Annotated in this window: 25 protein-coding genes and 1 tRNA gene; 10 read left to right on the plus strand and 16 right to left on the minus strand. The window is 36.2% G+C overall.

Features of this window, described 5'->3' with window-relative positions:
• Positions 1-3: 3 nt before the first annotated feature.
• Genes AAEU33_RS15950 through AAEU33_RS15965 form a run of 4 tightly spaced genes read right to left on the minus strand, consistent with a single transcriptional unit; the run spans position 4 to position 2,327 of the window.
• Positions 4-984: a hypothetical protein gene (locus tag AAEU33_RS15950; RefSeq protein ID WP_345988733.1), complete on the minus strand. Its 981-nt coding sequence runs from the start codon at positions 982-984 to the stop codon at positions 4-6.
• A 29-nt stretch (positions 985-1,013) separates the two neighbouring features.
• Complete coding sequence (locus tag AAEU33_RS15955) at positions 1,014-1,511, minus strand: hypothetical protein (protein ID WP_345988735.1); 498 nt, start codon at positions 1,509-1,511, stop codon at positions 1,014-1,016.
• Complete coding sequence (locus AAEU33_RS15960; RefSeq protein ID WP_345988737.1) at positions 1,511-1,984, minus strand: hypothetical protein; 474 nt, start codon at positions 1,982-1,984, stop codon at positions 1,511-1,513. Before AAEU33_RS15960 ends, AAEU33_RS15955 begins: the two co-directional genes overlap by 1 nt.
• 19 nt (positions 1,985-2,003) lie before the next feature.
• Positions 2,004-2,327 carry a DUF4870 domain-containing protein gene (locus tag AAEU33_RS15965; RefSeq protein WP_172283152.1) on the minus strand — a complete coding sequence of 108 codons (324 nt, stop codon included), beginning with the start codon at positions 2,325-2,327 and terminating at the stop codon, positions 2,004-2,006.
• A gap of 233 nt (positions 2,328-2,560) precedes the next feature.
• Between AAEU33_RS15965 and AAEU33_RS15970 the strand changes: the two genes are divergently transcribed.
• Together AAEU33_RS15970 and AAEU33_RS15975 are read left to right on the plus strand one after the other, a co-directional pair.
• A complete protein-coding gene (locus AAEU33_RS15970; RefSeq protein ID WP_345988739.1) occupies positions 2,561-4,417 on the plus strand; it encodes a hypothetical protein in 1,857 nt (618 codons plus the stop codon).
• Between the two features lie 51 nt (positions 4,418-4,468).
• Positions 4,469-5,908: a S41 family peptidase gene (locus AAEU33_RS15975; RefSeq protein ID WP_345988741.1), complete on the plus strand. Its 1,440-nt coding sequence runs from the start codon at positions 4,469-4,471 to the stop codon at positions 5,906-5,908.
• Positions 5,909-5,958: 50 nt separating this feature from the next.
• Here the strand turns inward: AAEU33_RS15975 and AAEU33_RS15980 are convergent, their stop codons facing one another.
• On the minus strand, positions 5,959-7,107 hold the full coding sequence (locus AAEU33_RS15980) for a hypothetical protein (protein WP_345988743.1): 1,149 nt from the start codon (positions 7,105-7,107) through the stop codon (positions 5,959-5,961).
• A 70-nt stretch (positions 7,108-7,177) separates the two neighbouring features.
• Positions 7,178-7,627 carry a DUF1569 domain-containing protein gene (locus AAEU33_RS15985; RefSeq protein WP_345988745.1) on the minus strand — a complete coding sequence of 150 codons (450 nt, stop codon included), beginning with the start codon at positions 7,625-7,627 and terminating at the stop codon, positions 7,178-7,180.
• A 120-nt stretch (positions 7,628-7,747) separates the two neighbouring features.
• Between AAEU33_RS15985 and AAEU33_RS15990 the strand changes: the two genes are divergently transcribed.
• Positions 7,748-8,734: a helix-turn-helix domain-containing protein gene (locus AAEU33_RS15990; RefSeq protein WP_345988747.1), complete on the plus strand. Its 987-nt coding sequence runs from the start codon at positions 7,748-7,750 to the stop codon at positions 8,732-8,734.
• Between the two features lie 34 nt (positions 8,735-8,768).
• Positions 8,769-9,335 (plus strand): AAA family ATPase, encoded by a 567-nt coding sequence (locus tag AAEU33_RS15995; protein ID WP_345988749.1) that lies wholly within the window; start codon positions 8,769-8,771, stop codon positions 9,333-9,335.
• A 37-nt stretch (positions 9,336-9,372) separates the two neighbouring features.
• On the opposite strand, the gene AAEU33_RS16000 is transcribed toward AAEU33_RS15995, so the two are convergent.
• Entirely contained in the window at positions 9,373-10,287 is a 915-nt protein-coding gene (locus AAEU33_RS16000) for a helix-turn-helix transcriptional regulator (protein ID WP_345988751.1), read from the minus strand.
• A gap of 76 nt (positions 10,288-10,363) precedes the next feature.
• Positions 10,364-11,161, minus strand: a complete 798-nt coding sequence (locus AAEU33_RS16005; protein ID WP_172283165.1) for an SDR family oxidoreductase — start codon at positions 11,159-11,161, stop codon at positions 10,364-10,366.
• A 165-nt stretch (positions 11,162-11,326) separates the two neighbouring features.
• Here AAEU33_RS16005 and AAEU33_RS16010 point away from each other — a divergent pair.
• The 3 genes from AAEU33_RS16010 (at position 11,327) to AAEU33_RS16020 (ending at position 13,127) form a co-directional block, all read left to right on the plus strand.
• Positions 11,327-11,398: transfer RNA gene (locus AAEU33_RS16010), tRNA-Arg, on the plus strand.
• Between the two features lie 523 nt (positions 11,399-11,921).
• The gene (locus AAEU33_RS16015; protein WP_345988753.1) at positions 11,922-12,869 is read left to right on the plus strand and encodes a 3',5'-cyclic-nucleotide phosphodiesterase; all 948 of its coding nucleotides are present in this window, start codon (positions 11,922-11,924) and stop codon (positions 12,867-12,869) included.
• An 84-nt stretch (positions 12,870-12,953) separates the two neighbouring features.
• Entirely contained in the window at positions 12,954-13,127 is a 174-nt protein-coding gene (locus tag AAEU33_RS16020; protein WP_172283168.1) for a hypothetical protein, read from the plus strand.
• A 43-nt stretch (positions 13,128-13,170) separates the two neighbouring features.
• Here the strand turns inward: AAEU33_RS16020 and AAEU33_RS16025 are convergent, their stop codons facing one another.
• Complete coding sequence (locus AAEU33_RS16025; RefSeq protein WP_345988756.1) at positions 13,171-13,920, minus strand: DeoR/GlpR family DNA-binding transcription regulator; 750 nt, start codon at positions 13,918-13,920, stop codon at positions 13,171-13,173.
• Positions 13,921-14,001: 81 nt separating this feature from the next.
• Here AAEU33_RS16025 and AAEU33_RS16030 point away from each other — a divergent pair, with 81 nt between their 5' ends.
• Positions 14,002-14,565 (plus strand): 5'(3')-deoxyribonucleotidase, encoded by a 564-nt coding sequence (locus AAEU33_RS16030; protein WP_345988758.1) that lies wholly within the window; start codon positions 14,002-14,004, stop codon positions 14,563-14,565.
• A 440-nt stretch (positions 14,566-15,005) separates the two neighbouring features.
• Here AAEU33_RS16030 and ilvA read toward each other — a convergent pair whose 3' ends face one another.
• From ilvA to AAEU33_RS16065, 7 genes are all read right to left on the minus strand, one after another.
• Complete coding sequence (gene ilvA, locus AAEU33_RS16035; protein ID WP_345988760.1) at positions 15,006-16,271, minus strand: threonine ammonia-lyase IlvA; 1,266 nt, start codon at positions 16,269-16,271, stop codon at positions 15,006-15,008.
• Positions 16,261-17,322 carry a ketol-acid reductoisomerase gene (ilvC, locus tag AAEU33_RS16040; protein WP_273647860.1) on the minus strand — a complete coding sequence of 354 codons (1,062 nt, stop codon included), beginning with the start codon at positions 17,320-17,322 and terminating at the stop codon, positions 16,261-16,263. The genes ilvA and ilvC overlap by 11 nt, the downstream gene beginning before the upstream one ends.
• A 68-nt stretch (positions 17,323-17,390) precedes the next feature.
• Entirely contained in the window at positions 17,391-17,930 is a 540-nt protein-coding gene (gene ilvN, locus AAEU33_RS16045) for an acetolactate synthase small subunit (protein WP_228457034.1), read from the minus strand.
• An 8-nt stretch (positions 17,931-17,938) separates the two neighbouring features.
• Positions 17,939-19,678, minus strand: coding sequence for a biosynthetic-type acetolactate synthase large subunit (gene ilvB / locus AAEU33_RS16050; RefSeq protein WP_345988763.1), 1,740 nt, complete (start codon positions 19,676-19,678; stop codon positions 17,939-17,941).
• 10 nt (positions 19,679-19,688) lie between these two features.
• Entirely contained in the window at positions 19,689-21,371 is a 1,683-nt protein-coding gene (gene ilvD, locus AAEU33_RS16055) for a dihydroxy-acid dehydratase (RefSeq protein ID WP_345988765.1), read from the minus strand.
• Positions 21,364-22,263, minus strand: a complete 900-nt coding sequence (locus AAEU33_RS16060; RefSeq protein WP_345988767.1) for an aminotransferase class IV — start codon at positions 22,261-22,263, stop codon at positions 21,364-21,366. The genes ilvD and AAEU33_RS16060 overlap by 8 nt, the downstream gene beginning before the upstream one ends.
• Before the next feature lie 767 nt (positions 22,264-23,030).
• Positions 23,031-23,819 (minus strand): AraC family transcriptional regulator, encoded by a 789-nt coding sequence (locus AAEU33_RS16065; protein WP_345988769.1) that lies wholly within the window; start codon positions 23,817-23,819, stop codon positions 23,031-23,033.
• Positions 23,820-23,985: 166 nt separating this feature from the next.
• Here AAEU33_RS16065 and AAEU33_RS16070 point away from each other — a divergent pair, with 166 nt between their 5' ends.
• Both AAEU33_RS16070 and AAEU33_RS16075 read left to right on the plus strand, forming a co-directional pair.
• Positions 23,986-25,305: a TolC family protein gene (locus tag AAEU33_RS16070; protein ID WP_345988771.1), complete on the plus strand. Its 1,320-nt coding sequence runs from the start codon at positions 23,986-23,988 to the stop codon at positions 25,303-25,305.
• Between the two features lie 9 nt (positions 25,306-25,314).
• Complete coding sequence (locus tag AAEU33_RS16075) at positions 25,315-26,361, plus strand: HlyD family secretion protein (RefSeq protein WP_345988773.1); 1,047 nt, start codon at positions 25,315-25,317, stop codon at positions 26,359-26,361.
• Positions 26,362-26,364: the final 3 nt, after the last annotated feature.

The following is a 26,364-nucleotide window of genomic DNA, read 5'->3' on the forward strand; positions in this document are numbered from 1 at the left end:
GTGTTAACTAATTTGATCCAAATCAGAGGCAAATGCAACAATGTCAGGATTTTCTTTGAGGTAAAAAATATCTATGTTTGCCTGTTTTACTATATTCAGGTCAAGAAGATTTACAATTTTTTTGAGCTCTGCCCTTTTTGTATGATTTTGGAAATCTATATATTCTACTTTAAACAGAACCATAGGCTGTTCATTGATATAGGTTCCTGTCTGGTTGGCGCTCAGTAATCTGGCTGTAGTTTTTATCCCTTTCAATTTAATAAGCGCGGCTTCACCCTTTTTTTTTCCTTCAAATACTCTTATAATCAAAGGAAATCCCACTCTATACAGCAAAAGAATGGCAGGGCAAAGAATAAGAGGATGCCAGAAAACCATAAACCTCCAACCCATTCCCATGCTTTCCGTATGATAAGAGTAGATATAATACCAGGAAATAATTGCAACAAGCGCAAGCCATCCTAAGCAAATAAGAGAAATAGTCAGGATACTGATCTTCGCTTCAGTTCCTGCAAAAATAAAATAAGGTTCTCTTTTTACTTCTTTGTCAATAAGAATATCAATCTTTTTCCCAGCTTCAAATCGATGCTGCTGAGGTTTTGAATCGTTTACCGTTGTTTTCTGGACAATTTCAGTATCTACTAAATTTTTAAATAATAGTTTTAGTTCATAAGAGTTATATTTACTCTCCTCCTTTATTTTTACAGCTTCAATTATTTCGGCTTTGCGAGGGACTCCATTTTTGTTTAAATATTCAATATTCTTTTTTGCTGTAAAATTAGACAGGATCCATTTGCGAAAATACCCGGTAAGAATAATGATCCATAATATAAGAGAAACGGCTAAAATACCTAAAGCAAGCCATGGGTTTACAAGGCTGAGATCAGTAGGGTCATCCCCCTTGATGTTGTAATACAAAATCATTGGAAATGGGATTGCAAAAAACAACATATACAGTATCCAGAATATAACAATCTTTTTTTTCATATTGATATGTATTTGGAGTGACTTTAGATTTAAGGATTATTTACAAACTCAAGAATAGGATTCAGTATCTGTTCTACGTATTCATCCTCTCTCCTATTACTTCTTTTACTTCCTGAAAAGGTATCACTAATAGGATAATTTCTTAGAAACTGTTTCTTCTTTTTACCTATGGCATAAGCCCTGTCACCATATTCTGCAGTATTGATAATTGTCATTTCATCAAAAGCCATTAATCTTTTTCTTACCGACAATGGGTAAATCTTGTAAATACTGTTTGTTTTTTTATCAAACAGGAATTTTATACCGGCCCAAAAGATAAAATCATATACCGCATACAATAACATGATCCCACCAAGGCCATACAACGTATATCGGATGTTATCATTCAGCTGGGTGAAAAAGGGAACAAAACAGAATATAACAATAGCCAGAAAAGCGAATATCTTTATCTTTGGTAAATATCCGAAATAAGGTTTTATACTTAATTCAGTGGAGGTTATTTCCAGTTGATATTTATTCGATTCCATTATTTTTCTGCAATATTCATGATTTCGCTTACTTCATTAATGGCATTTTGTGGAGTTCTTGAACTAAAAAGCCCTACAACGACCGGAACTCTCTTCTCTCTGCCATTCTGATCAAATATTAAGAAAGCTGTACTGTCCATGGTGATAAAAAGATATTTTCCCACGAGTACATAAAATTGTTCAAAATCTTCAAAACGGTAAACAGCTTCTCCACTCAATATATTATTTTTATGAATGATGGTTCTGGCCTGTGTATCGATGATCAACTTTTTTGTTGCCTTCAACAAATTAACCAATGCAAAGAACACGAAAAGAAGAGCTGACCAAAGCCTTATCTTATTTTCCGGAGGGATTATGTAATACAAAACAACAGCTATTACTACACATAATATTGTTCTTAGAACTGCAGTTGAGACTTTGGTTTTAAGATGAAACTGATTGCCTTCACGGATGAAATATTTATAATCGTCCATATTAATTTTCCTGCTTGTGTTAACCAATGAAATTAAATTTATCTTCAAACATTTTTCCGAATACGGGAACCGGCTTTTCTGCTCCGTTTGCGGCATTAATGATTCCCAATATCCAGAATATGGTAATAAGAAGTCCTGCGATACCTAAAAAAGATAATGCAGGTGTCACAGAAACCAGTATTCTCATTAAAATATTGAAAAGGATACTTATAATCATAAGTCCTAAAGACTGTCTTAAATGATATTTAAGTAGAGCGTCTGCATTGTCTTTTCCTGATAGATAGGCTATAATCCAGCCTATAGGAGTAATATAGGAAACGATAGATAAAGTTTTGTTGTTCATAAAAATCTGTGATTAATTATACAGCAATATTGCTAAGACAAAGATTCGTTTGAATGGCGCGTATTTCCAAACTTTATGATGCTACAAAACATCTACTTCTCTTATAAGGGTGTCTACAATATGACTACAGGAATCAAACAGCACTGGTTTCCAGCATATTGCTATTCTATATATTCGTCCATATTTACAAACTTTTATGCGGGAATCTAACAAATTATCTTAATTTTAAGTATATGAAATCTGTATTCTACAAAATATTTTTATGGACCTGTTTAGGAATAAGCTGTCATGTTTTTCCTCAGGGTGTGTATACCGACAGTCTTCAATCGACAATTAATAAACCGGCCACTGAGGAAAAAGAAAAGCCCTTTTTATTAAATCAACTTGCAGAAGCTTACAGAATAAACAGAAACTATTCTGCTGCCGAAAATAAGGCAAGGCAGAGTGCTCGTATCGCCTTAAGGAATAAGAATTACCTTGAAGCAACAAAAGCTTATACACTTCTCACAGTTATAAAAGCCAATGATCAGCAAATAGCCTCTTTAAAAAAGATAAGTGATTCGGCTTTAATGATTGCCCAGCAATCTAAAAATCCTCAGGCAATGGCTTCCGCATATTATGCAAAAGTGTTCTTGTATAAAACTTTGGATGATCACGAAAAAAGGATAAAATATTGTCAGCTCGGGTTAAAAGAGCTGGAAAAATCACCGGACCCTTATATTGCAGCCTGTTTTTATTATCAGCTTTATGCCTCATATTCAACATGGAATAATGTACCCCAAGTCAATAACTATGCGCACAAAACAGTTGAAAATGCAGAAAAAACAAAAAATTACAATCTTCTCAGTAATGCGTATGCAGCCTTATCCGTTGCCCACGAATATAATTACAATTCTTCCAAAGAAAAAAAAGGACTGGACAGTGTTCTCTTTTATTTAAGAAAGTCTGAAGATCTTTATCTGAAATATCCAACAAGAGTATCCAGATATACCTATGCCATCACTTGTAACAATATTGCCAATGTATATTTAAAATATTTTCCAGCCAATGATAAAGATGCAGAAAAAAAAGCCATTTATTATGCCGAGACAGCGGGGAATATATTAAAAGATAATCCTAATGCTTCAGAAGTTAAAGCCAGTAGCTTTGGGATATTAAGTGAATATGCCAAAAGAGATGGTAATACTCTTTTAGAAGAAAAGTATTTATTAGAAGCTTATCATCTCATGAAAGCCGATAAAGCCCCATACTATTATACTTTAATCAATATTACCCAGGCTTTGTCTAACTTTTATAAAAATCAGGGCAATTTTGAAAAAGCTTTGGATTTTCAGGCGGAAGTAACCGAATACAGCGACAAGAATTTTAATCAGCAGCAAGCCCTTAATGCACAGAAGCTTGAGATACAATTTGAAACAGAAAAAAAGAATAATGAAGTGAAAATACTCAAAGAAAGGGAGGAAAGCCGTAAACTTCAAAACTATTTATATGTTTGCATTGCTATCGCTTCATTACTTGGACTCCTTTTTATGTTTCGTTCCTACCATTTCAAACTGCGTCTTTCCTTAGAACGGGAGAAACAACTTGAATTCGAAAAACACGAATCTGAAATGCAGGTAAAACTGGAGAAGGAAGAACAAGCAAGATTAAGGGCAGAACAACAACTGCTGGAAGCCCAGCAGCAACAACTTCAAAAAGAAGTAATGGCCAACGTCCTTCAGCTGGAACATAAAATCCGCATGTTGCATAGCATCAAAGATAAACTTGCCGATGACAGCTCTCTGAATATGCAGAAGATTATGAAAGAAGAGCTCGTTCTTGATAATGATTTTGAAGATGCAAAACTCCAGATTCAGAAAGTTCACCCCGATTTCTTTAACCTCATCAACGAAAAAGCCCATAAAAAGCTTACCCTTCTTGATATGAAGCTTTGTGCTTATCTTTATCTTAAAATGGATACCCGCCAGATTTCCCAATTGATGCATATCGAGCCTAAAAGTGTAAGAATGAGCCGCTACAGGATCAAACAAAAATTAGGACTGGACAAAGAGGAAGATCTTAATCTTTTCCTTCAGAAATTAGGTAATTAGAGGGTTGGATATTTTTTAAATATTCCTATTTTTAGAAATCAAATTTAAACCATGAAAAAAATTTCCATTGGTATTTTTCTTTTGGCCGGTAGCATCTTTGCGTCAGCCCAATTACAAAATCCCGGCTTTGAAAAAACAGAAAACAATTATCCTTCGGATTGGAGCCATAAAGTCCTCGACCCATATGAGATGAAATATGATGGTGAGGTTAAACACTCCGGTAACGGCTCATTACAAATCTTCGGTAAACAGGATCATGTTAATGAATTACAAACTTTCTCTCAAAAAGTAAAGATTCCTGGAAAAGGATTAAGAAAAGTTGAAATCGGTGCTTTTATAAAATCAGCAAATATCCAGGGTAATATTTCTCTGTGGGCACAGGTTTGGGATGGAAAGAATACTATGGTTGATTTCGGAAATTCTTTTTCCCAAAACCGTAAAATAGTCCAAAATGAAGATTGGAAAAAGTACACCCTGGAATTTATACTTAATGATCAGGCAGACTATTTTGTATTGGGTGGCTTTTTAAAAGGAAGTGGTAAAGTTTGGTTTGATGATTTTTCTGTCACGGAAATCCCATTTTCCGATAAGGAAGCTTCGAAGACCGCTTTGAAGTATATCAATCAATTTAAAAACATCGTAAAGAAAAATTCGATTTTTAAAAATAAAATAGACTGGAGTTCACTTGATAATAACCTTCAGAAACTTTCAGGAGGTATGGTAACAGAGGAAGATACAGCTCCTGCTATTCAACATATTATAAAAGTGTTGCGGGCTGCAGGAGATAATCATTCGTTCGTGGACAACAAACAATATGCTGAAGAAAAAAAGAGTACCAAAAGTTCTCCTATCGAACCTGAATATAAATTATTGGACCAAAAGATCGGTTATATTATGGTTCCCGCATTTTCATCTCTTAACAAAGAAGTAGGTAATGCTTTTGCTGAAAAAATACAGGGTATGATTAAAAAGCTTGATTCAGAAAACACCCTGAAAGGCTGGATTGTGGATCTCAGATCCAATACCGGGGGCAATATGTATCCCATGATCACGGGATTGGGCCCCTTAACAGGAGAAGGAGCTTTGGGTTATTTTACAAAAGATGGAAAAAGCAAAAGTGCCTGGAAATACAAGGATGGCAGTATGTATAGTGTTTCAGTTTCAAAACCCTATACGCTACATGATCAGAACCCTAAAATAGCAGTTTTAATAGGACCTATGACAGCCAGTAGTGGTGAGGCAACCACTATTTCCTTTATCGGAAAAAAGAATGTTAAAACCTTTGGTCAGCCTTCTGCTGGACTTACAAGTGCAAATCAGGGATACGAACTGAGTGATGGAAGAACTCTTTACCTTGCGGTTTCCTACGAAATGGACCGGACAGGAAAAGAATACAAGGAAGGCATACAACCGGACATTATGATTACTCCTTCAGAGGATAAAAATGCTGATGCCGTTCTACAAAAAGCTACCGAGTGGATCATGGAATAAATATTAAAGCTCCGGATTTACCGGAGCTTTATTTCTTTCTGGCACAATTTCTATTCTTTTTTGAGCACATACATGCTTGAAAACAATTTATTATCATCAAATATTAAATTGATTTTATAAGCAGGATTTTTAATCTCTAAATAATTGGAGTACTTTAATCCCGGATCTCCTACAACATCATTTTCACCTATGATCTTTAATACATCCTCTCCTTTCATTCCTTTTTTCAACTGATTCCCAAAGGAAACCTCCACCGCTTCAAAGTCATTGATCGCATAACCTTTCAAAATGTTATTTTTCTGATCATTTTCACCGTTTTTTCCAGCTGTGAAATAAAAATGAAAATTATTATAAGTATTTTGCTGCATCAATTCTTTGAGGTCTCCTTTTGAATCTACAGTGGTTATTCTTTCAAAATTTTTGTTGAGCGGAGATTTAACAAAATCCGCTTCGGTTGAAGTACCAAGTGCAAGATCATTTATATTCCAGTTTTTATCAATTTTGATAACAGGTTTATCTTTGATATCTTTAGAATCGGTTCTGTTCTTGGTGAGTTCTTTCGTATAAGACTCATTGTCACATCCGCCAAAATCTATAAGACCGTTCATAGCATCCCAATAACATGTTTTTGAAAGGTTTGTATTATTCAGAATAATTAGCCTGTCATAGTCCGGTGCATAGAAAATATATCGATTGTCTTTTTTTACATTCCAGTATAGCCCATTATACGTATTAGGATTTTTAATTCCCTTTCCGTAACGGCTTTCGAGCTTTTTTAGGATTTCTTTCTTCAGGGCAGGAGTTTTCATTTCTATCCTGAATCCATATATTATGGGATCTGCTTTTTGCTTTTTCAGAATTGCAGCAAGTTCTTTTTTATCTTTAAAACCCTGCATATCAAAATGACCTCCACCAAATTTTGTGATACTGTCTGTTTTCAATCGCTCGGAATTAATCTGGAAAAATACTTTTTGTCCTTTTAAATCTATTCCGTCAAACGTAAACTTCTCTGAATTATCTATTTCAATAAATAAACAAAAGGGATATTCAACAGTATTTACTTCAACCATATTTTTATTTTTAAAGTCGATCAGATCTTCAATGGACTCATTCAATCTCAATGTGGAAAGATCTGTTTTTCCCTGTCCTTTACAGGCAATAATTAAAAGTGAGCATACTACTAAATATAGGTATTTCATAATATTAGGTAACAATTAGTGAAAGACCAATATAGCAAGAAATAATGATTAGTATCCTATATTATGAATATTATACATTAAACTGCCGTAAATGATGATCCATGTGTTTATAAACAAATATGCCCAAATCCTCTGTTTTCATTTTCCCAAAGAAATTATGGATAAAATCGCAATTTGAATAGTGTTCATAAGCAGCAATCTGCTCCAACCATATTTTTTTATATAAGTCCGTATCTCCTGTTTTTTCTTTAATGGCAAATTCACCGGCCGGTACATTTTTATCCATGACAGCTCCTTCCCGCAATAATCTTTTTAAAGCCATTCTCCCAAATAGTTTTCCCAAAAATTCCTGTTTATATTCTTGTTTATTTCTTCCTAAAATCCAATCATTCCAAACGGTACAGTGTCTGATCATCTGATAAACATTCATTTTTCCCCACTGTGCAGTCTTATTATCTGTTAGTGCACTGATCCTTTCGATCAGCTCCTGCCTCTCTTTATGTTCAAATATTGTTTTCATAACTGATTTTTATGTAAAATTAAAGAGCCTCTTTGTAAAAGGGGCAACGCATAAATGACAACATGCAGTGCATTTTGTGCCATTTAATTATGTACTTTTGAGTATACAAGCACTGATATTATGAAACATATTTCAATTATAGTGTATGAAGATGCTATACCTACAGCAGTCTCCACGGTAACAGCACTTTTAAGCAGTGCCAATGAGATGGCATTAATGAATGGCAGGCCACTTCCCTTTCATATAGAACTTATCGGGGTTCATCATAAAGAAGTTTCATCCGGGCTGCCTATGCAGTTTTGCTGTAGCAGAACACTGGCAGAAAAATTCGATACAGATGTTGTGATTGTGGCTCCCATGAAATCCGGACAGGAAGATGTGAATGCCATATTAACAAAAAATGCTGTACTGACGGGATGGATTCTGAAAAAGTATGAACAAAAATGTGAGATCATCAGTCTTTGTACCGGAGCATATTTCCTTGCTGAAAGCGGACTTCTTGATCATATGCCTGCGACTTCACATTGGAACGCTATAGAAGATCTTCAGTATCGATACCCTTTAATCGATTTCAAACCGGACCATGTGGTTACTCATTCAAAGGCGATCATTACAGGCGGTGGCGGATTTTCATCATTGAATGCAATTTTGTATTTCATTGAAAAAAACTGCGGTAAAGAAGTGGCGGTTTCTTTAAGCAAATTCTATGCTCTTGACTATGGACGAAGTTCCCAGGGCATTTTTACAATCTTTTCCGGACAGCGCAGGCATAATGATGATGAAATCCATAAAGCACAAAGTTATATTGAAAAGGAATTTACAACAGAAATTTCAGTAGAACAGATCGCCAGCCAGGTGAATATGAGTCGCAGAAATTTTATCCGCCGTTTTAAAAATGCGACTTCCCTAAATCCTATAGAGTACATCCAGCGTGTAAAGGTAGAAGCTGCAAAGAAAGCTCTTGAATCTGGAGAACACAATATTGCTGACGTTACTTACAGTATCGGCTATAACGATCTTAAAACCTTCAGAACGGTCTTTAAAAGAATCACAGGACTCACTCCGGCAGATTACAGGAACAAATATAAAAGCCAGGAAATAGATTAAATCATTTTCCTTTTAAAACTCCATAAAAATGGGAATGAAATACAGTAGGAACAACTTTTACATCATCACCGGTGGTCCCGGTGTTGGAAAAACAACTCTACTGAACGAACTTGAAAATACAGGATATCGGACGGTAGAAGAAGATGCAAGACAAATCATTAAAGAACAGATAAAGAATAAAGGAAATGGACTTCCATGGGGAAACAGAGAACTCTATACGGATCTTATGATCAGTGCATCTTTACAAAGTTATGAGGCTGTTTCTGATGTTCGGGATGAGATTGTTTTTTTTGATCGTGGGATTATAGATGCTTTTTGCTATGCGCGTATGATTCAATTACCTGTTACCTCTGAAATGAAAAATATTACCACAAATTATCTCTATAATCCCCAGGTATTTATTCTTCCACCCTGGCCGGAAATCTACAGAATAGACGGCGAAAGAAAGCAAACCTGGGAAGAAGCAGCAGAAACTTATAATGTGATGAGGTCTACCTATATTGATTATGGTTATACGCCTATAGTTGTACCGCCTGATACTCCGCAGGCACGGGCAAACTTTATTCTCAGGAATATCATACAAAGTGATTTTCAACAATAAAAAGCAACCATTCTTACATTTCAGCCCTTTGCAATAATCAGTTAAACGATTGCTTAAATATTAGGGGTGTAATATTCATTTTCTTTTTGAATAATTTATTAAATGATTGTGAATGCTCGAATCCCAGCTGATAAGCTATTTCTGCTACAGATAAGCTGGTGGTTGTAAGATATTCTTTCGCTTTTTCAATTAATTTTTCATGGATATGTTGCTGGGCATTTTGACCTGTAAGGTTACGAAGCATATCACTCAGGTAATGGGGTGACAGGTTCAGTCGGGAAGCCAGAAACTCAACGGTAGGAAGTCCATTTTGTAAGGTCTCCTGATCTTCAAAATAATTCTCCAGGATCTTTTCCATCCGGGAAAGAAGATCATTGCTTACGGTTTTGCGGGTAATAAACTGACGCTTATAAAATCTGTTGCTGTAATTGAGTAATACTTCAATATAAGATATAATGACATCCTGGCTGATATCATCAATCGCAGTATGGAGTTCTCCATTGATATTATCCAGCAATCCTACGATAAGCTTCTTCTCTTTGTCGGATAAGTGAAGTGCTTCATTTGTATCGTAAGAAAAGAAGCCATATTTCTTTATATTCTTAGCCAAGGGATAATTCCTAATAAAATCAGGATGTATGAATAAGGTATATCCATGGTATTCCGCTTCTTCGTCAGTGGACAGGATCTGGTTGGGAGCCGTAAACATCATTCCACCCTCGTTAAAGTCATAATATCCTTGGCCATATCCCATTTTCCCGTTTTCAGAAAATTTATATGATATCTTGTAAAAATTCAAGACAAAATTCCGGTTTAGTATTTCTTTATTTACACTCATTGTGGTATTATCCACAAGACTGATCAGAGGATGTAGCGGTTTGGGAACCTGTAATATATCGTGCAGCTCGGAAATAGAGGAAATTTTCAGAGGAGCATTATCTTTCTTTTCCATAATATAAATGTAAGCATTATTTAAAGTTAAAAAGACAGTGCAGTCGTTATATCTGCACTGTTCTTTGAATGAATATTTATATAAATTGCTTTCCGAATTGTTCACGGAATGCTTCTGCTCCCATCTCCAGACGTTGTGCATACAGCTCATTAGCATCTTTACCTGCAACATAGCGAAGTTGCTTTTTACCGTCGGTAGCAGCTTCATATACTACTTCAGCAATTAATTCAGGCTCTGAAGCCCCTTCCATCATCGCTTCCGTATTGGAAAACATAGTATTGATCATTGGTTCATATTCCGGTTGGGTACCCATATCCAGCGACCTACTGATAAAATCTGTTTTAATCCCGCCTGGAGAAACGGTTTTTATATCCACCCCGAAGGTATTCAGTTCAAATGCCAGGCTTTCGCTCCATCCTTCCAATGCCCACTTCGTGGCATGATAGGTAGATCCTAATGGAAAAGCAATCAAGCCTCCAATAGAAGTTGTAGTAATGAACATTCCGCTTCTCTTTTCCCTGAAATAAGGAATAAATGCCTGTGTAACACGGATCACTCCCAAAAGATTGGTATTTAATTGTTTTACGATCTGATCATCTGTTAAAGCTTCCAAAGGTCCTATTAAACCATATCCCGCATTATTGAATACAAGGTCTATCGAACTCATCTCCAATGCCTTTTTTACTGTAGATTTGATCTGTTCCGGATTGGTAACATCCAAAGGAAGTAACGTTACATTTTCTAAAGTATGCAGTTCGGTATCAGATTCCGGATTTCTCATCGTTGCTATTACATTCCATCCTTTGCTTTGAAATAATTTAGCACTCGCTTTTCCAAGTCCTGTAGAGGCACCTGTTATAAAAATTGTTTTCATTTTTTGTTGTATTAAAATTACAATACAAATGTCCGCACTCGAAAAATGACTGAAGTTGCCAAAACGGATATTGATGTAGCCAAAATGGAAATCAGCCTTTTTGAAAGAAAAAATGGCTGAACATGGCTTATTTTTAAATGGATATTAATATATTTGACCCACTAAGGCCTCATAGTTCAATGGATAGAACAAAAGTTTCCTAAACTTTAGATCCAGGTTCGATCCCTGGTGAGGCTACACATCACCTTTTGTTCAAAGCTCTAAAAATAGTATCCCCCGAAACATTCAAAATCGGAATTAAACAAGCGGCAACTTTATTTGAAGTGAAAGTTCTTTTTTTCATAGTTGAAAAATAGAACTTGACGCTACTTTAGTAAAGTAAATCCATAATTATTTTTGATAAACGACTAGTATAATCCACCACTTTATGATCATGATCATAAAAACAAATGTATAGCAATCACTATTTTTGAATACGAAACATCACCTTAATAATAATTTTCATCATTTTAGTCTAAAGCTTCCCTCCAGCGGGAAGCTTTTATTTAATAACTTATTACATGCTTATATGTAATGCATTTGCAGCAGGGGCTTTTCATTTATGAGAAGCCCTTTTCCCTTATTTCAGAATTGTAATAAACATAATTATAATTACCTGGAGTCTTACAAAACATAGATTTCTTAATTTGTTTTGTGATCGCTATGTTTTAAATTAAATTTGTATTCCCATTATTCCTCATAACAATAACACGTATTTTACATGATAAAACAATTTTTCAGCCTGGCTATTATTTTGTCGACAGCCATTTGTTCCGCACAGAACAGCTTCAAAGTAATCCCATTGGGGATTTATGGTGGAGGTGATGAAAGTAATTTATCCAGCTACATGGCTGCTCCGGTGCATTCTGACAATTATATTACTCTTGATGCCGGAACAATACGTTCCGGAATTGAAAAAGCAATAGAGAAGGGAAATTTTAAACAAAATTCTGCATTGCAGGTGATCCAACAAAATATCAAAGGCTATCTTATCTCCCATGCACATCTTGATCATGTAAGCGGATTGATCATCAACAGCCCGGATGATACAAAAAAGTCCGTGTATACACTACCTTCTGTTGGAAACATCATTACAGATAAATATTTCTCGTGGCAAAGCTGGGCTAATTTTACCGATACCGGAGAAACACCCAGGTTAGGTAAATATAAAATGATCAGTCTGGAAGAAAACAGGGAAATACCTCTAACAGACACAGAAATGTATGTGACAGCTTTTCCGATTAGCCACGTCAACCCTTATGAAAGTACAGCTTTTCTTTTACGGTATAATGATGATTACCTTCTTTACTTGGGAGATACGGGAAGCGATCGTATAGAAAAAAGCAATAAGCTCGAAAAACTATGGAAACAGGTTGCTCCATATGTAAATAAGCAAAAGCTAAAAGGAATTCTAATAGAAGTTTCTTTTCCAAATGAACAACCGGATAAATCATTATTTGGACATCTTACCCCAGCGTTATTGGAAAATGAATTGAATATTCTAAATGGTTTTTGTCAACCCGGAAAACTAAAAAACGTCCCTATAATCATTACCCACCTGAAACCTGTGGATGATAACATAGAGAAAATCAAGAAGCAACTGAAGGAAAAAAATACTTCGGGAATCCGGTATATTTTCCCTGTAAAAGGAGAAAAAATCACTTTGTAAAAAGATAAACAGGTTTTTTTTAATAACAGATAATTTCCTACTACATAATTCATTACATTTGTTTTACAACTAAAACTATGTACTATGAAAAATTTAAAATCATTGGAAAGAAGTGAACTAAGACGTATTAATGGTGGATACCTGCAATGTCCTGCCAACCTGGAATGTGGTGATGACTGGTGCTGCATTAACGGAGCATGCCGTCCAAGATCACAAGCAGGGCCAAATGGGTTATGCATGGCCATTATTATCGATTAGAATTGATCAAAAGGCAAAGAAAGTTATTCTTTGCCTTTTGATTTTACCGTACTTCTATACCCGCTTCTATATAAGGTTTTAAATAATCAGAATCGGAATCAGCTTCTGTGATGATTACATTCAGGGAATTCGTGGCGCATATGTAAAAGGATTCCGATTTTCCCAGTTTATCTGAGGTCGATAAGGCAATCGTACATTTTGAAGTTTCTATCATTACTCTTTTTACCAGACTATCTTCGTAATCATCTCCCGTCACACCCATCTCCAGATCAATACTGCAAACACCCAGTAGACAGATATCTGCCCTGATATTTCTTATACTTTGTATGGTTTCGTATCCTGTTGTAGAGAATGAAATTTTATTCAACATTCCTCCCATAAACAAAACTTCAATTTCTGTATGGTCTTCCAAAAGGGAAGCCACAGGAAAGCTATTGGTGACAACAGTTAAAGCGATATCCTTTGGCAAATTCGCTACTACAGCCAATGCTGAAGTTCCTGAATCCACAAGCAGAACCATGCCGGGAGTGATATATTCCAAAACCTTCTCTGCAATCATCTTTTTGTGGGCCACATCAATATTCTGTCGGTCCTTAAAATGCAACGGCATTGATGACCGTTGAAGAGCACCACCACGGACGGCTTTAAGCAACCCTTTATCGGATAATTCTTTAATATCCCGGCGTATGGTATCTTCAGATACTTTAAGGGTTTTGCTCAATTGATCAAGCAAAACCTTTTTGTCCTTGGCCAGATATTCCAGAATGCGATCCTGTCTTTCAGCTTTTATCATAACACAAATATAGAAAATATTTATTGCAAGATAATGCAACTTTATGCAATATTTAATATATTTGTTGCAAATAATTGCAAAATGAAAAATAAAAAAGAAACGATCGCTATAGATATGGATGGTGTAATAGCAGATGTAGAGGCACAATTAATTGACTGGTATTACAGGGATCATGGCATTTTAATCAGCCGGGAAGATATGATTGGTAAACCGGAACCGGACGCTTTTCCCAACAAAGAAGTAATATTCGAATATCTGCAAACTCCGGGATTTTTCCGCACCTTACCGGTAATGCCTGGTGCCATAGAGGTAGTACAGGAACTGATGAAAGATTATGATGTATATATTGTGACAGCAGCAATGGAGTTTCCGCTTTCATTATATGAAAAATACCAATGGCTGCAGGAGCACTTCCCTTTTATTTTATGGAAAAATATCATTATGTGCGGAGATAAGAGTGTAATCGATACGGACTACCTTATTGATGACCATATTAAAAATCTGGATTTCTGTAAGGGAAGACCAATTATGTTTAACGCAGGACACAACAGTAATATAGATCACCACCAAAGAGTAAATACATGGGGTGAAGTACGGACATTATTCAATGATATCAGGAATTTAAGTAAATCTGAAGCTGTTTAAGCCATCAGGAATAATCGTAACGATTTGATTTATCTAATAAACTGAAATAATTTACTCTAACAACTAACCCTTCCAATAATAGGAAGGGTTTCTTTTTACAGGAACATTTATCCTATAATAAAAGAAAACCGGTGAGATATGGCCTCACCGGTTAAAAAAACAAAAATTGATATGGATATGATTAGTTGTGTTATTTTTATTATACTTTCCAAAAAACAAACCGTAATAATTGAGAGTAATTATCTCTCTATTTCTTATTGTTATTTTGCTACAACAAATTTATATTTATTTAGACTGAATAAAAATAATAAACACCATGACATTTATCAGTTTAGCCTTATTTTAAGTATCCATAAGACTATAACGGGTATTTATTACCGGTCAAAGCTTATGTTTACCAAATAATCAAGCCACTTTTGTAAGTGGCTTGATTCATTAATCTAAATTAAAATATTCATCATATTGGGGGAATCATTGAGATATGATTCATAATACCCAGCCTGCTTCATTCTCTTTAATAATCCTTCAAAGTCTGAAAAAGAAGGAACTTCAATACCAACGATCGCTGAAGCAGTTTCCCGGGAATTCCTTTTGGTATATTCAAAAAAAGTAATATCATCCGATGTTCCCAAAACACTCAGAACAAATTCTTTAAGAGCACCCGGTCGCTGAGGAAATTTTACAATAAAATAATGTTTCAATCCTTTATAAAGCATTGCCCTTTCTTTAATCTCCTCCGTCCTTGTAATATCATTGTTACTTCCGCTTACAATGCATACAACATTTTTTCCCGCTATCTCTTCTTTACAGAGCTCCAGTGCAGCTATCGTCAATGCACCTGCAGGCTCAAGCACCATTGCATCCTTGTTGTAAAGTTCCAATAAAGTTTCACATACTTTCCCTTCATGAACAGCAATACACTCATGGATATGGTCCCTGCAGATTTCAAAAGTAAGGTCGCCTACCTTTTGAACAGCAGCTCCATCTACAAATTTATCAATGTACAACAATTCGATATTGGTTCCGGCTTCTACAGATGCCTTCATCGATGCAGCTCCCTTTGGTTCTGCAATAATGATTTTCGTTTGAGGTGATAAAATCGAAAACACAGTGATAATGCCAGCAGCTAACCCACCTCCTCCAAGTGGTACAAGTACAAAATCTATAGGATCTTTTGCTTGTTCCAGAATTTCCATGGCCAAGGTAGCCTGCCCTTCAATGATTTCCACATCATCAAACGGATGGATAAATTCAGCTCCCGAATTTTCACTGTATGCTATGGCCGCATTCTTTGTGTCATCGAAAGTATCGCCTATAAGCTTTATTTCAACATACTGTTCCCCAAACATGGCTACCTGCTCCAGTTTTTGCTTAGGAGTCGTGACGGGCATGAAAATCGTTCCGTTGATCTTCATTTTCCTGCATGCAAAAGCAACGCCTTGGGCATGATTTCCTGCACTGGCACAAACAACTCCATTTCCGGTTTTATCATCTCTGTGGAGGCTGTAGATTTTATTATAGGCACCCCTGATCTTATAGGAACGGACCGGTTGCATATCTTCCCTTTTCAAAAAAATATCAGCTCCAATCTGTCTGGAAAGTCTAACGCTTTCCTGTAGTGGTGTTGTATTGACAATATTTTCCAGAGTTTTCCGGGCCTTTTTAACAGCATCTAAGGAAGGGAAAGTAATGGTTTTACTTTTCATATTCATATTCTCTATCCGGACGTAACGATCTTACGACTTTCCCGGCTTGCCATAATTCGCTATTTCTCAATTCTTCTAGCTCTTTGTTAAGACCTTCCCTGTAATTTTCTTTACTGTTACTTGAAATTGATTTTTGTGATTCAGTTCCTTCTTTCACACTTTGATACAGCTCTTCAAATACAGGTTTTGTAGCGTCATAAAACTTTTTCCACCAATCTAAAGCTCCTCTTTGGGCTGTTGTTGAACAGTTGGCATACATCCAATCCATTCCGTTCTCTGCCACCAAAGGCATTAAAGACTGTGTTAATTCCTCAACGGTTTCATTAAAGGCTTCGGAAGGTGAATGTCCCTGAGCTCTCAATACTTCAAACTGAGCCGCAAAAAGTCCCTGTATTGCACCCATCAATGAGCCCCTTTCTCCTACCAGATCACTATATACTTCTTTCTTAAAGTTGGTTTCGAACAAATATCCGCTACCTACCGCAATCCCTAATGCAATTACTTTATCCTTTGCATTTCCCGTTGCATCCTGATGGATGGCATAACTGCTGTTCAATCCCTTACCTTCCACAAAAAGTCTTCTTAAAGATGTTCCGGATCCTTTAGGCGCCACCAAAACCACATCTACCTCTTTAGACGGTACGATATTAGTCTGGTGATTATAGGTAATTCCGAAACCATGTGAGAAATATAATGTTTTTCCAGGGGTAAGGTGTTTTTCTAATGTTGGCCAGAATTCGATCTGTGCAGCATCACTTAAAAGATAGCACAGAATAGTTCCTCTTTGTGCTGCCTCTTCTAATTCAAATAATGTTTCACCCGGAATAAATCCATCTTGTACTGCCTTATCCCAACTTTTAGAATTCTTACGTTGTCCGACAATTACATTGATTCCGTTATCCTGAAGGTTTAAAGCCTGACCAGGTCCCTGGATACCATATCCTAAAACCGCTACAGTCTCATTTTTTAATACATCCTGCGCTTTTTCAATTGGAAATTCTTCTCTTGTTACTACATTTTCTTCTACTCCTGCAAATTTAATTAATGCCATAATTTTGTTTTTAATTGTTATTTTTCCGGCCAATTCTGGCCACATTATATATATTGAACTTGTGTTTTTTATTGATAAGCCATTTTTTCAAGGGCCGTCAGCTTTTTATGGAAAGCTTCATTGGATTTAATAACTGCTACTCTTCCGCTTCTGATAAACTCTATAAGACCATGAGGCTCCAGAAGGTCAAGGAAACGGCCTATTTCTTCATGATGTCCCACAATCGTAAAAACAGTATAATCATTTCTTACACTTACGATGGTTGCACCATATTGTCTTAAAATCCTTTCAACATAGAATTTTTCAGAAACGACATTGGTTTCTATTTTAAAAAGTGCCAGTTCCTGCCATACGATTTCTTCATTGGTATTGTAATATACTTTTATCACTTCTACCAGCTTCTGAATCTGGCGGGATATTTTCCTTACAGTTTCATATGTAGTTTCCACTACAATGGTAAACCTGGAAATACCTGTAATTTCTGTAGGTGAAACATTCAGGCTGTCTATATTAATCCCCCTTCTAGAAAAAACCGTTGCTATTCTGGCGAGTAATCCTACCTGGTTTTCTGTGAAAACGCTTATGGTGTATTCCTGTTTATTCATCATATTTATTTTTATTTTAAGCGGATTTCACTTACGCTGCATCCTTGTGGAACCATCGGGAAAACATTATTTTCTTTTCCTACTTTTATTTCCAGAAGATAAGATCCCTCTGTTTCAAGCATTTCTTTTAATGAAGATTCCAGGAAAGCTCTTTCTTTTACATGCTTTGCTTTAATACCATAGGCTTCAGCAACAGCAGAAAAGTCCGGACTGGTAATATCCACGAAAGAATATCGCTTGTCATGAAAGAGTTCCTGCCATTGACGAACCATCCCGAGAAAAGAATTGTTCAGAACAATCATCTTTACCCCTATTCCGAATTGTGAAATAGTTCCCAGCTCCTGGATGTTCATCTGAAAACCACCGTCTCCGGCAATACAGATCACGTGCTTGTCAGGATTTGCCATTTTTGCACCTATTGCTGCAGGAAGACCAAATCCCATTGTTCCAAGACCACCTGAAGTGACGTTTCTTTTTGATTTTTTAAATTCAGCATATCTGCAGGAAATCATCTGGTGCTGTCCCACATCCGTACAGATGATGTACTCTCCATGGGTGAGTTGGTTCAGGTATTTTAACACCTCTCCCATGGTAAGTTCTTCTGTTTCCGGATTCAATTCCTTGTGTACAACCTCAAGATTTTCTTCACGATGCAGTTCTTTAAACTGATCCAGCCACTCTTTATGTGAGTTTTCTGAAAGAGCCTCAGTCAGCAGAGGAAGTGTTTCTTTACAATTACCAAGAACAGGGACATCCGCTTTTACATTTTTATCTATTTCCGCAAGGTCAATATCGAGATGAACTACTTTAGCTTGTCTCGCATATTGATCCAATTTTCCGGTTACACGATCGTCAAATCGCATTCCTACAGCGATAATCACATCACAATCATTGGTTAATTTGTTAGGAGCATAATGTCCATGCATTCCTAGCATTCCTACATAAAGCGGATGTTCTGTAGAAAGTGCTCCTAAACCCAAAGCAGTAGAAGCCGCAGGAATGCCGGTTTTTTCAACCAAATCCTGTAACTCTTTTTCTGCCTTTCCTATAATCACTCCTTGCCCGAAAAGTAGGAATGGTCTTTTAGCAGCATTGATCAATAGAGCAGCCTGCTCAATGTATTCATGCCTGATTCGGGGTTTAGGATGATAAGACCGGATGGAATTACAGGCCTCATATCCTGTAAAATCGATTTCCTGAAGTTGTGCATTTTTAGTAATATCCACCAATACAGGACCTGGTCGCCCTGATCTTGCTATATAGAAAGCTTTTGCCAAAGCTGTCGGAATATCTTTAGCATCGGTTACCTGACAGTTCCACTTGGTAACAGGAGCGGTAACATTGATCACATCTACTTCCTGAAAAGCATCAGATCCCAAAAGGGATGCATATACTTGTCCGGTTATGCAAACAACCGGTGTGCTGTCAATCATAGCATCTGCAAGTCCTGTTACCAGATTGGTTGCTCCCGGGCCACTGGTTGCAATAGCTACCCCGGTATGGTTCGAAGACCTGGAGAACCCCTGTGCTGCGTGGATTGCTCCCTGTTCATGTCTAACGAGAATATGCTTTAAATCGTCTTTGTAATCATATAATGCGTCATAAATCGGAATGACAGCTCCACCAGGATATCCGAAGATCGTATTGACGTTTTCAGCTTTCAGGATTTCCAAAATAACTTCTGCCCCTTTCAATTTTTTTATGGTCTGTGTAGACCTTTCTGTTTCTAATGCATTAAATGTTGATTCCATTATATTCAATTTAAAAATCTGTTATACATCCCTGAGAGGCATCTGATACCAGCTTTGCATACTTGTATAACACCCCTGTTTTTACTTTATAATCCGGTTGTTTGAATCCGGCTTTTCTTTCTTTTAATTCTTCATCTGATATAATCAGGTTGATGGTATTCTTTACAGCATCTAGTTCGATCACATCATTGTCTTTAACCAAACCAATTAATCCTCCTTCAAAGGCTTCAGGTGTAATATGTCCTACCACAAAACCATGAGTTCCCCCGGAAAAGCGCCCGTCAGTAATCAATGCTACATTCTTACCTAGTCCGGAACCCATCAATGCAGAAGTTGGTTTCAACATTTCAGGCATTCCAGGAGCGCCTTTAGGGCCTTCATTCTTAATCACAACTACATCACCTTCCTGGATTATTTTGTCTTCAATGCCTTTGATAAATTCTTTTTCACCATCAAAAACCCTTGCTTTTCCTTTAAAGAAATTCCCCTCCTTGCCTGTAATTTTGGCCACACAGCCTCTTTCCGCCAGGTTGCCGTACATAATACGGATGTGGCCTGTTTCTTTTATCGGATTGCTGATATCTCTGATAATATCCTGTTTCCTATCTATAATTGAAGTAATATTTCTAAGGTTTTCTTCCATTGTCTTTCCGGTTACCGTAAGGCAGTCTCCATGAAGAAGTCCGAGATCCAATAGATATTTCATCACAGCCGGTATTCCTCCTACCTCATGAAGATCTTTCATCAGGTACTTGCCGCTAGGTTTAAGGTCAGCCAGCAAAGGCGTAGTATCGCTAATCTTCTGAAAATCATCCAGCGTTAAATGATGACCAATACTCTTTGCTATTGCAATAAAATGGAGGACTGCATTCGTGCTTCCCCCTAAAACCATAATGATTCTCAAGGCATTTTCAAAAGCCTTTGGCGTCATGATATCGGAAGGCTTGATATCTTTTTCCAGCAATATCCTCATGTAATGTCCGGCAAACTCACATTCTTCCTTTTTCTCTTTGCTTAGAGCCGGATAAGAAGATGAGTACGGTAAGCTCATACCCAGTGCTTCAATCGCAGAAGCCATTGTATTGGCTGTATACATCCCACCACAAGCCCCCGCGCTTGGACAGGAATTTTTGATGATTCCATCATAATCTTCATCAGAAAGCTTTCCTGCAATTTTATTTCCCAATGCTTCAAAAGCAGATACGATATTGAGATCATTGCCTTTATAGTGTCCTGCTTCTATGCTTCCACCATATACCATGATCGATGGCCTATTTAATCTCGCCATTGCCATTAGGGAACCAGGCATATTTTTATCGCATCCCGGAACTGTAATAAGACCGTCATAGTACTGCCCTGCACACACCGTTTCAATGCTGTCTGCAATCACATCCCTGCTGACAAGAGAATATCGCATTCCATCTGTCCCATTGGTCATTCCGTCACTGATCCCTATGGTATGAAACATCAGGCCAACAAGATTCTGTCCGTTTACTCCCTTTTTGACCAATTCTGCCAGCCCGTTAAGGTGCATATTGCATGTATTCCCGTCATATCCCATACTCGCTACTCCAACCTGGGCCTTATCGAAATCCTCTTTTTTAAAGCCGATTCCGTAAAACATCGCCTGAGTTGCCGGTTGAGTAGGATCCTGAGTGAGAACCCTGGAATATTTATTTAATGTTTCACACATACAGCGCTTGTTTTAAATAGGAATAATCTTCTTCAAAAACCAGATGTCTGTAAGCTTTTTGAATCAAAGCAGACACACTGTTTTCCCACTTCAGTTTAAATGGAATATTATTCAATGATTCTAACGCAACCACTTCCGCTGCAGTCCCACAAAAAAATCCGGCATCTGCTCCTTCCATTTCTTCAGGTTTAAAGAATTTTTCTTCGTAGCTAATCCCTAGCTGATCGCATATCTCGAACATTGTCGCTCTGGTTATCCCTGGAAGAATACTCCCTTTTGCCGGTGTATATAATTTTGCATCCTTTTCATAAAAAATATTGGCTCCTGAACTTTCCGCTACATTTCCATTGCCATCTAAAAGCATTGCTTCGTCAAATCCTTTATCTTTGGCTTCCTGCGATGCAAGAATAGAATTTACATAATGGCCACTCGCTTTTGCTTCTATTCTAAATGCCTTCGGATTGGGACGCTCAAAAGAAGAGGTCATTATCCTTGCATGGTCGGATAAGTATCCGTTATCCCAACTCCACGCTTCAATAATCAAAGAACTTTTGTTTCCTTTTGAAAGACTCATGTTAGGAGAGCAAATTACTAACGGTCTGATGTATGCATTACTTAAATTATTCATTTCCAAAAGCTTATAAGTCAAGTCAATCATCTCTTCCGTAGAATAATCAAAAGGAATCATCATTAATTCTGCTGATTTTTTTAGGCGGTCATAATGTTCTTTTGCCTTAAAAATTTTGGCCCCGTTCTTTGTTTTGTATGATTTAATTCCTTCAAAGACAGCATATCCGTAGTGAAGTGATTGTCCGTAAAGACCCGTAGAAGCAGTAGTAGCCTCCTGGAACTTTCCGTCATAATAAAGCATCGTTTTCTCGTTGTAATACATATTTATTTTTTAAATTATTTTAAGTTTAGACATAAAAAAAGCTATTCTCATCAGTCGGGTCAACATGGTAATAAACCTTACTTAACCTGTTCCGATTCCAAAAGCAGTACATGAAGTTCTTTTCTAATTTTGATTCAAAACTAAGGCTTGTATATTTTCTATCTTTCATATTTCAATTAAAATTACAATATTCAAATCACGATAAAATAAATACAAAACACTAATAATCAACAATTTAAATTATCTAATTCTACAATAGCAGAATTATAAAAAGACTTCACTTCTGCATTATAAAATCATTAGTCCTACAGTACTTTGATTTGTTAGATAAAAAGCACCGGATGTATCATTGCTATCCGATTGAAAAGAATGATTGCAAACTCCGAATGATTTCAGAACCTTTTTCAGATTATGGAGTTTAAATTTTTTGTTGTAATACATATTTTAATTTTTTTAAATTTTTTAAAATTCGGGTATAAAAAAAGCCATCCCGGATGAGGATGGCTTTCTAATAATTTTATAGAGTTTCAACAATACCATCGCTCATCACCGGAATCCGATAATGACAATAACGATAGTAATAATATTGTTGAATGTACTGTTCACTTTTATTTTTTGATGTGACAAATGTATAAACTTTTTTTAATTAAAAAAATATTTTATCATTTTTTTAATTAAATCTCAATAAAAAACAAAATGATTAATGGTATCTATAATCCCTGATAGAAAAGCTTAAGATGCAATTACAGACAGGAATAATTATTTCATTAAAGCATCGATTTAAATTCTGTTGGTCTCATATTAGTCAGTTGCTGAAATGTATTGCTAAATGCCGAAATATTGGAATAGCCAATTTCATAAGCAATCTCACTCATACTCAGAGTAGTATCTTTTAGTAATTCCATTGCACGAATGATCCTTACCATCTTTACATACTGGATAAACGAAATCCCCAATTTATTGGTAAATATACGGGTCAGACTTCTTACACTAAATCCAAATTTACCCCCTACTTCTTCTAGTGTGAGTGGGTTTTCTAAATTGTTTCGAACAAATTTTATAATTGCAGTAAGACGTTCATCATTGGTGGTAGGCAACTGGATAGAAAATTTTTTCAAATTCTCCTTAGGAAGTAAATGTTTCATAGTGAGAAGAAATTCATATTCCCATGAATCTGGAAAGAAATCTCCATTCCAATCCTTTCCGAAATTCAAAAGCTCAGAAAGTAGATTACTAACAGGATATATCCCCAGATCATCGTAAAATGGATGATTAAATTTTTCTTCCTCCGGAAAGTAAATATTAATGATATCAAGGTCCTTAGAATTGAACATCAAATTATGCGAATACATTTTAGGCATCCAGATATAGTGACTGCGTGGAATGTAAAGATCTTTTTCTTTTGTTCTCAATTTTGCCATTCCACCAATAACCAAAAGCAACTGTCCTTTCTGATGCCTATGCATGGGTAGTCTTTGTTCCCATTGCTGACGGATCATCAATATGGATGCAGGATGAGCATCTACTTTTTCTCTTACTTCTTTTATCGTTTTCATAGGCAGGAGTCGATTTTAAAATTTTACAACAGAACACTGATAATGACTTATCAAATAGAGATAAACTTAAAAATATTGGCCAGAATAAACAAAAATAAGGCTAATATTATAAAAAGACTCATTTTAATCCACAATAATTTTGCCAGTATAAAAATGTAATCTTACAATGAAAAGATATATCATACTTCTGTACCTGGCTGTTTCGGCTGGTATAAAAGCACAAATAAAGGATAATCCCTCCGTATTGACATTGAATGAAATCTGGAATATATCAGAGTCACAAAACAAACAATTGAAATTTGCAGAACTGGCAAAAGAAGAAATCGATATCAGTATTTTAGAAGCAAAAGATAAGCAATTACCAGAATTGTCTGTCGATGGAGATTTTCGTCTTAACTCCAAGTTTCTTCTGTATGAAAATGGTCTGTTTTCGTCACCTCAAAGTGTTCCAATTAAGGAATATGGTTATGGATTGGGCTACAATCTGGATTTCAATCTTTATAGTGGAGGAAAAGACAAAAGGAACATTGAAATTAAAAAAGAAGAGAAAATACGCAAACAATATGAGTTTGAATTACAGGAAGATAATGTAAAATATATGATCGCTGCATCCTATTACGATCTGTACAAATTCCAGGAATTTGAATCATTTATTTCCTCCGAAATTTCTAGCGAAAAGAAGCAGCTATCCACCATTGAAAATCTTAACAAGAATGGTATTGTATTGAAGAGTGATGTATTAAGAATCTCAGTCAAACTATCTCAATTGCAACTCAGTGATTCGGATGTAAAAAAGAAAATTGATCTTACCAAGCAACGACTCAACATTCTGATGGGAAGAAGTAGTACTGAGCCACTGGATATTTCTTCTGAAGATATTCTGGAAAACAAGAATTTACAAGGATCTAATTATGAAGACTATCTTGCAGCTGCACTCGATAATTCACCTGATCTTAAGATTGTTAACACAAATCAGACATTAAGTGAGCTTAATATTAGGCAGGTAAAATCAAGACTATTACCAAGGATTTCTGTATACTCCAGATACAATTATACGTATCCTCAAATTTCATTTTATCCATACTCCAATGATCTCTGGGGATTTGGTCAAATAGGTTTAAAGGTAACCTACTCTGTAGACAATCTTTATAAGAGTAAACACACTATTGCTCATGCATATAACCTGAAAAAACAGGAGATTGAAAAGAGCCGGATAAAACAAGACGACCTATCGATTAAAGTAAGAGATGCTTTCCTTGAAAGAGAACAGGCAAGAGAAAGTGTAGAGACAGCAGAACTTACCATTCGTCAAAGTACTGAAAGTGTGAGAGTAATCAGAAACAGCTACCTCAATCAGCAATCTCTTCTGACCGATCTTTTAGATGCTGAGAACATTCTGTTACAAGCCAAATTCAATCTTACATCTGCTGAAGCAAATTTAAGACTAAGCCATATAAAACTATTGATTATCACAGGAACACTTTAAAATAAAATTATGAACAAGAATAAAACAGACCGTATTATAGTAGTAGCAACACAATGGTTAGGAATACTATTATTAATCGTAATCATCAATTGGGCTGTACTTCATTTCTGGAAAGGATATTGGTATGAGCAGACCAATGATGCACAGATAGAAGCTTATCTATCACCTATAAATGCTAAAGTTGGTGGATATATCAGCAAAATTTATTACCAGGATAATCAGGAAGTCCATAAAGGAGATACTCTCGTACGTATTGAAAGGGATGAATATGATCTTAAAAAAGAAACAGCTTTAGCAGAATTAGCGACATCGGAGGCCAAACTCCCTATACTAAGCGCCAGTGAACAAACCCAGATCAAAAATATTGATGTCATAAAAGCCCATATTTCAGGAATCAAAGCTAAACTGGATCAGCAGCAAAAGGAATACGAGCGCTATAAAAATCTTCTGGCAGATGAATCGACTACTCAACAAAAATTTGATAACGTACATACTTCCCTATTAACCAATCAATCGGATTACGAAGAAACGCTCGCATCTCTTCGGGTAGCAGAGTCAAAACTCAATGATATACAAGCACAACGTTTCGCAATAAATGCTGAAATAAAAGTAAGACAGGCATCTATAGAAAGACAGGATCTCGATATACGTTATACGGTAATCACGGCTCCATTTGATGGTAAAATAGGAAAAAAAAACATTCAGGAAGGACAACTGATTCAACCGGGGCAGACTCTGGCATTTCTTGTCAATAAATCGCAGGAGAAATGGGTGGTAGCCAATTTCAAAGAAACACAGATCAAGACATTCAAAATGGGCCAAAAGGTCAATATAGAAGTGGATGCTTTTCCAGGAGAAACATTTTCAGGTGTCATAGAATCCTTATCTCCTACTACAGGTTCCCGCTATTCTCTTCTACCACCAGATAATGCTACAGGCAATTTTGTAAAAGTAATACAACGTATTCCTGTAAGAATCAAGCTTACAGAAACCAAGGAGAAACTGTCCGGGCTATCTGCAGGAATGAATGCTAATGTGTATATCAACAAAAATTAAAGC

It is taken from the genome of Chryseobacterium sp. Chry.R1 (genome assembly GCF_039645525.1).
GTDB lineage: Bacteria > Bacteroidota > Bacteroidia > Flavobacteriales > Weeksellaceae > Chryseobacterium > Chryseobacterium proteolyticum.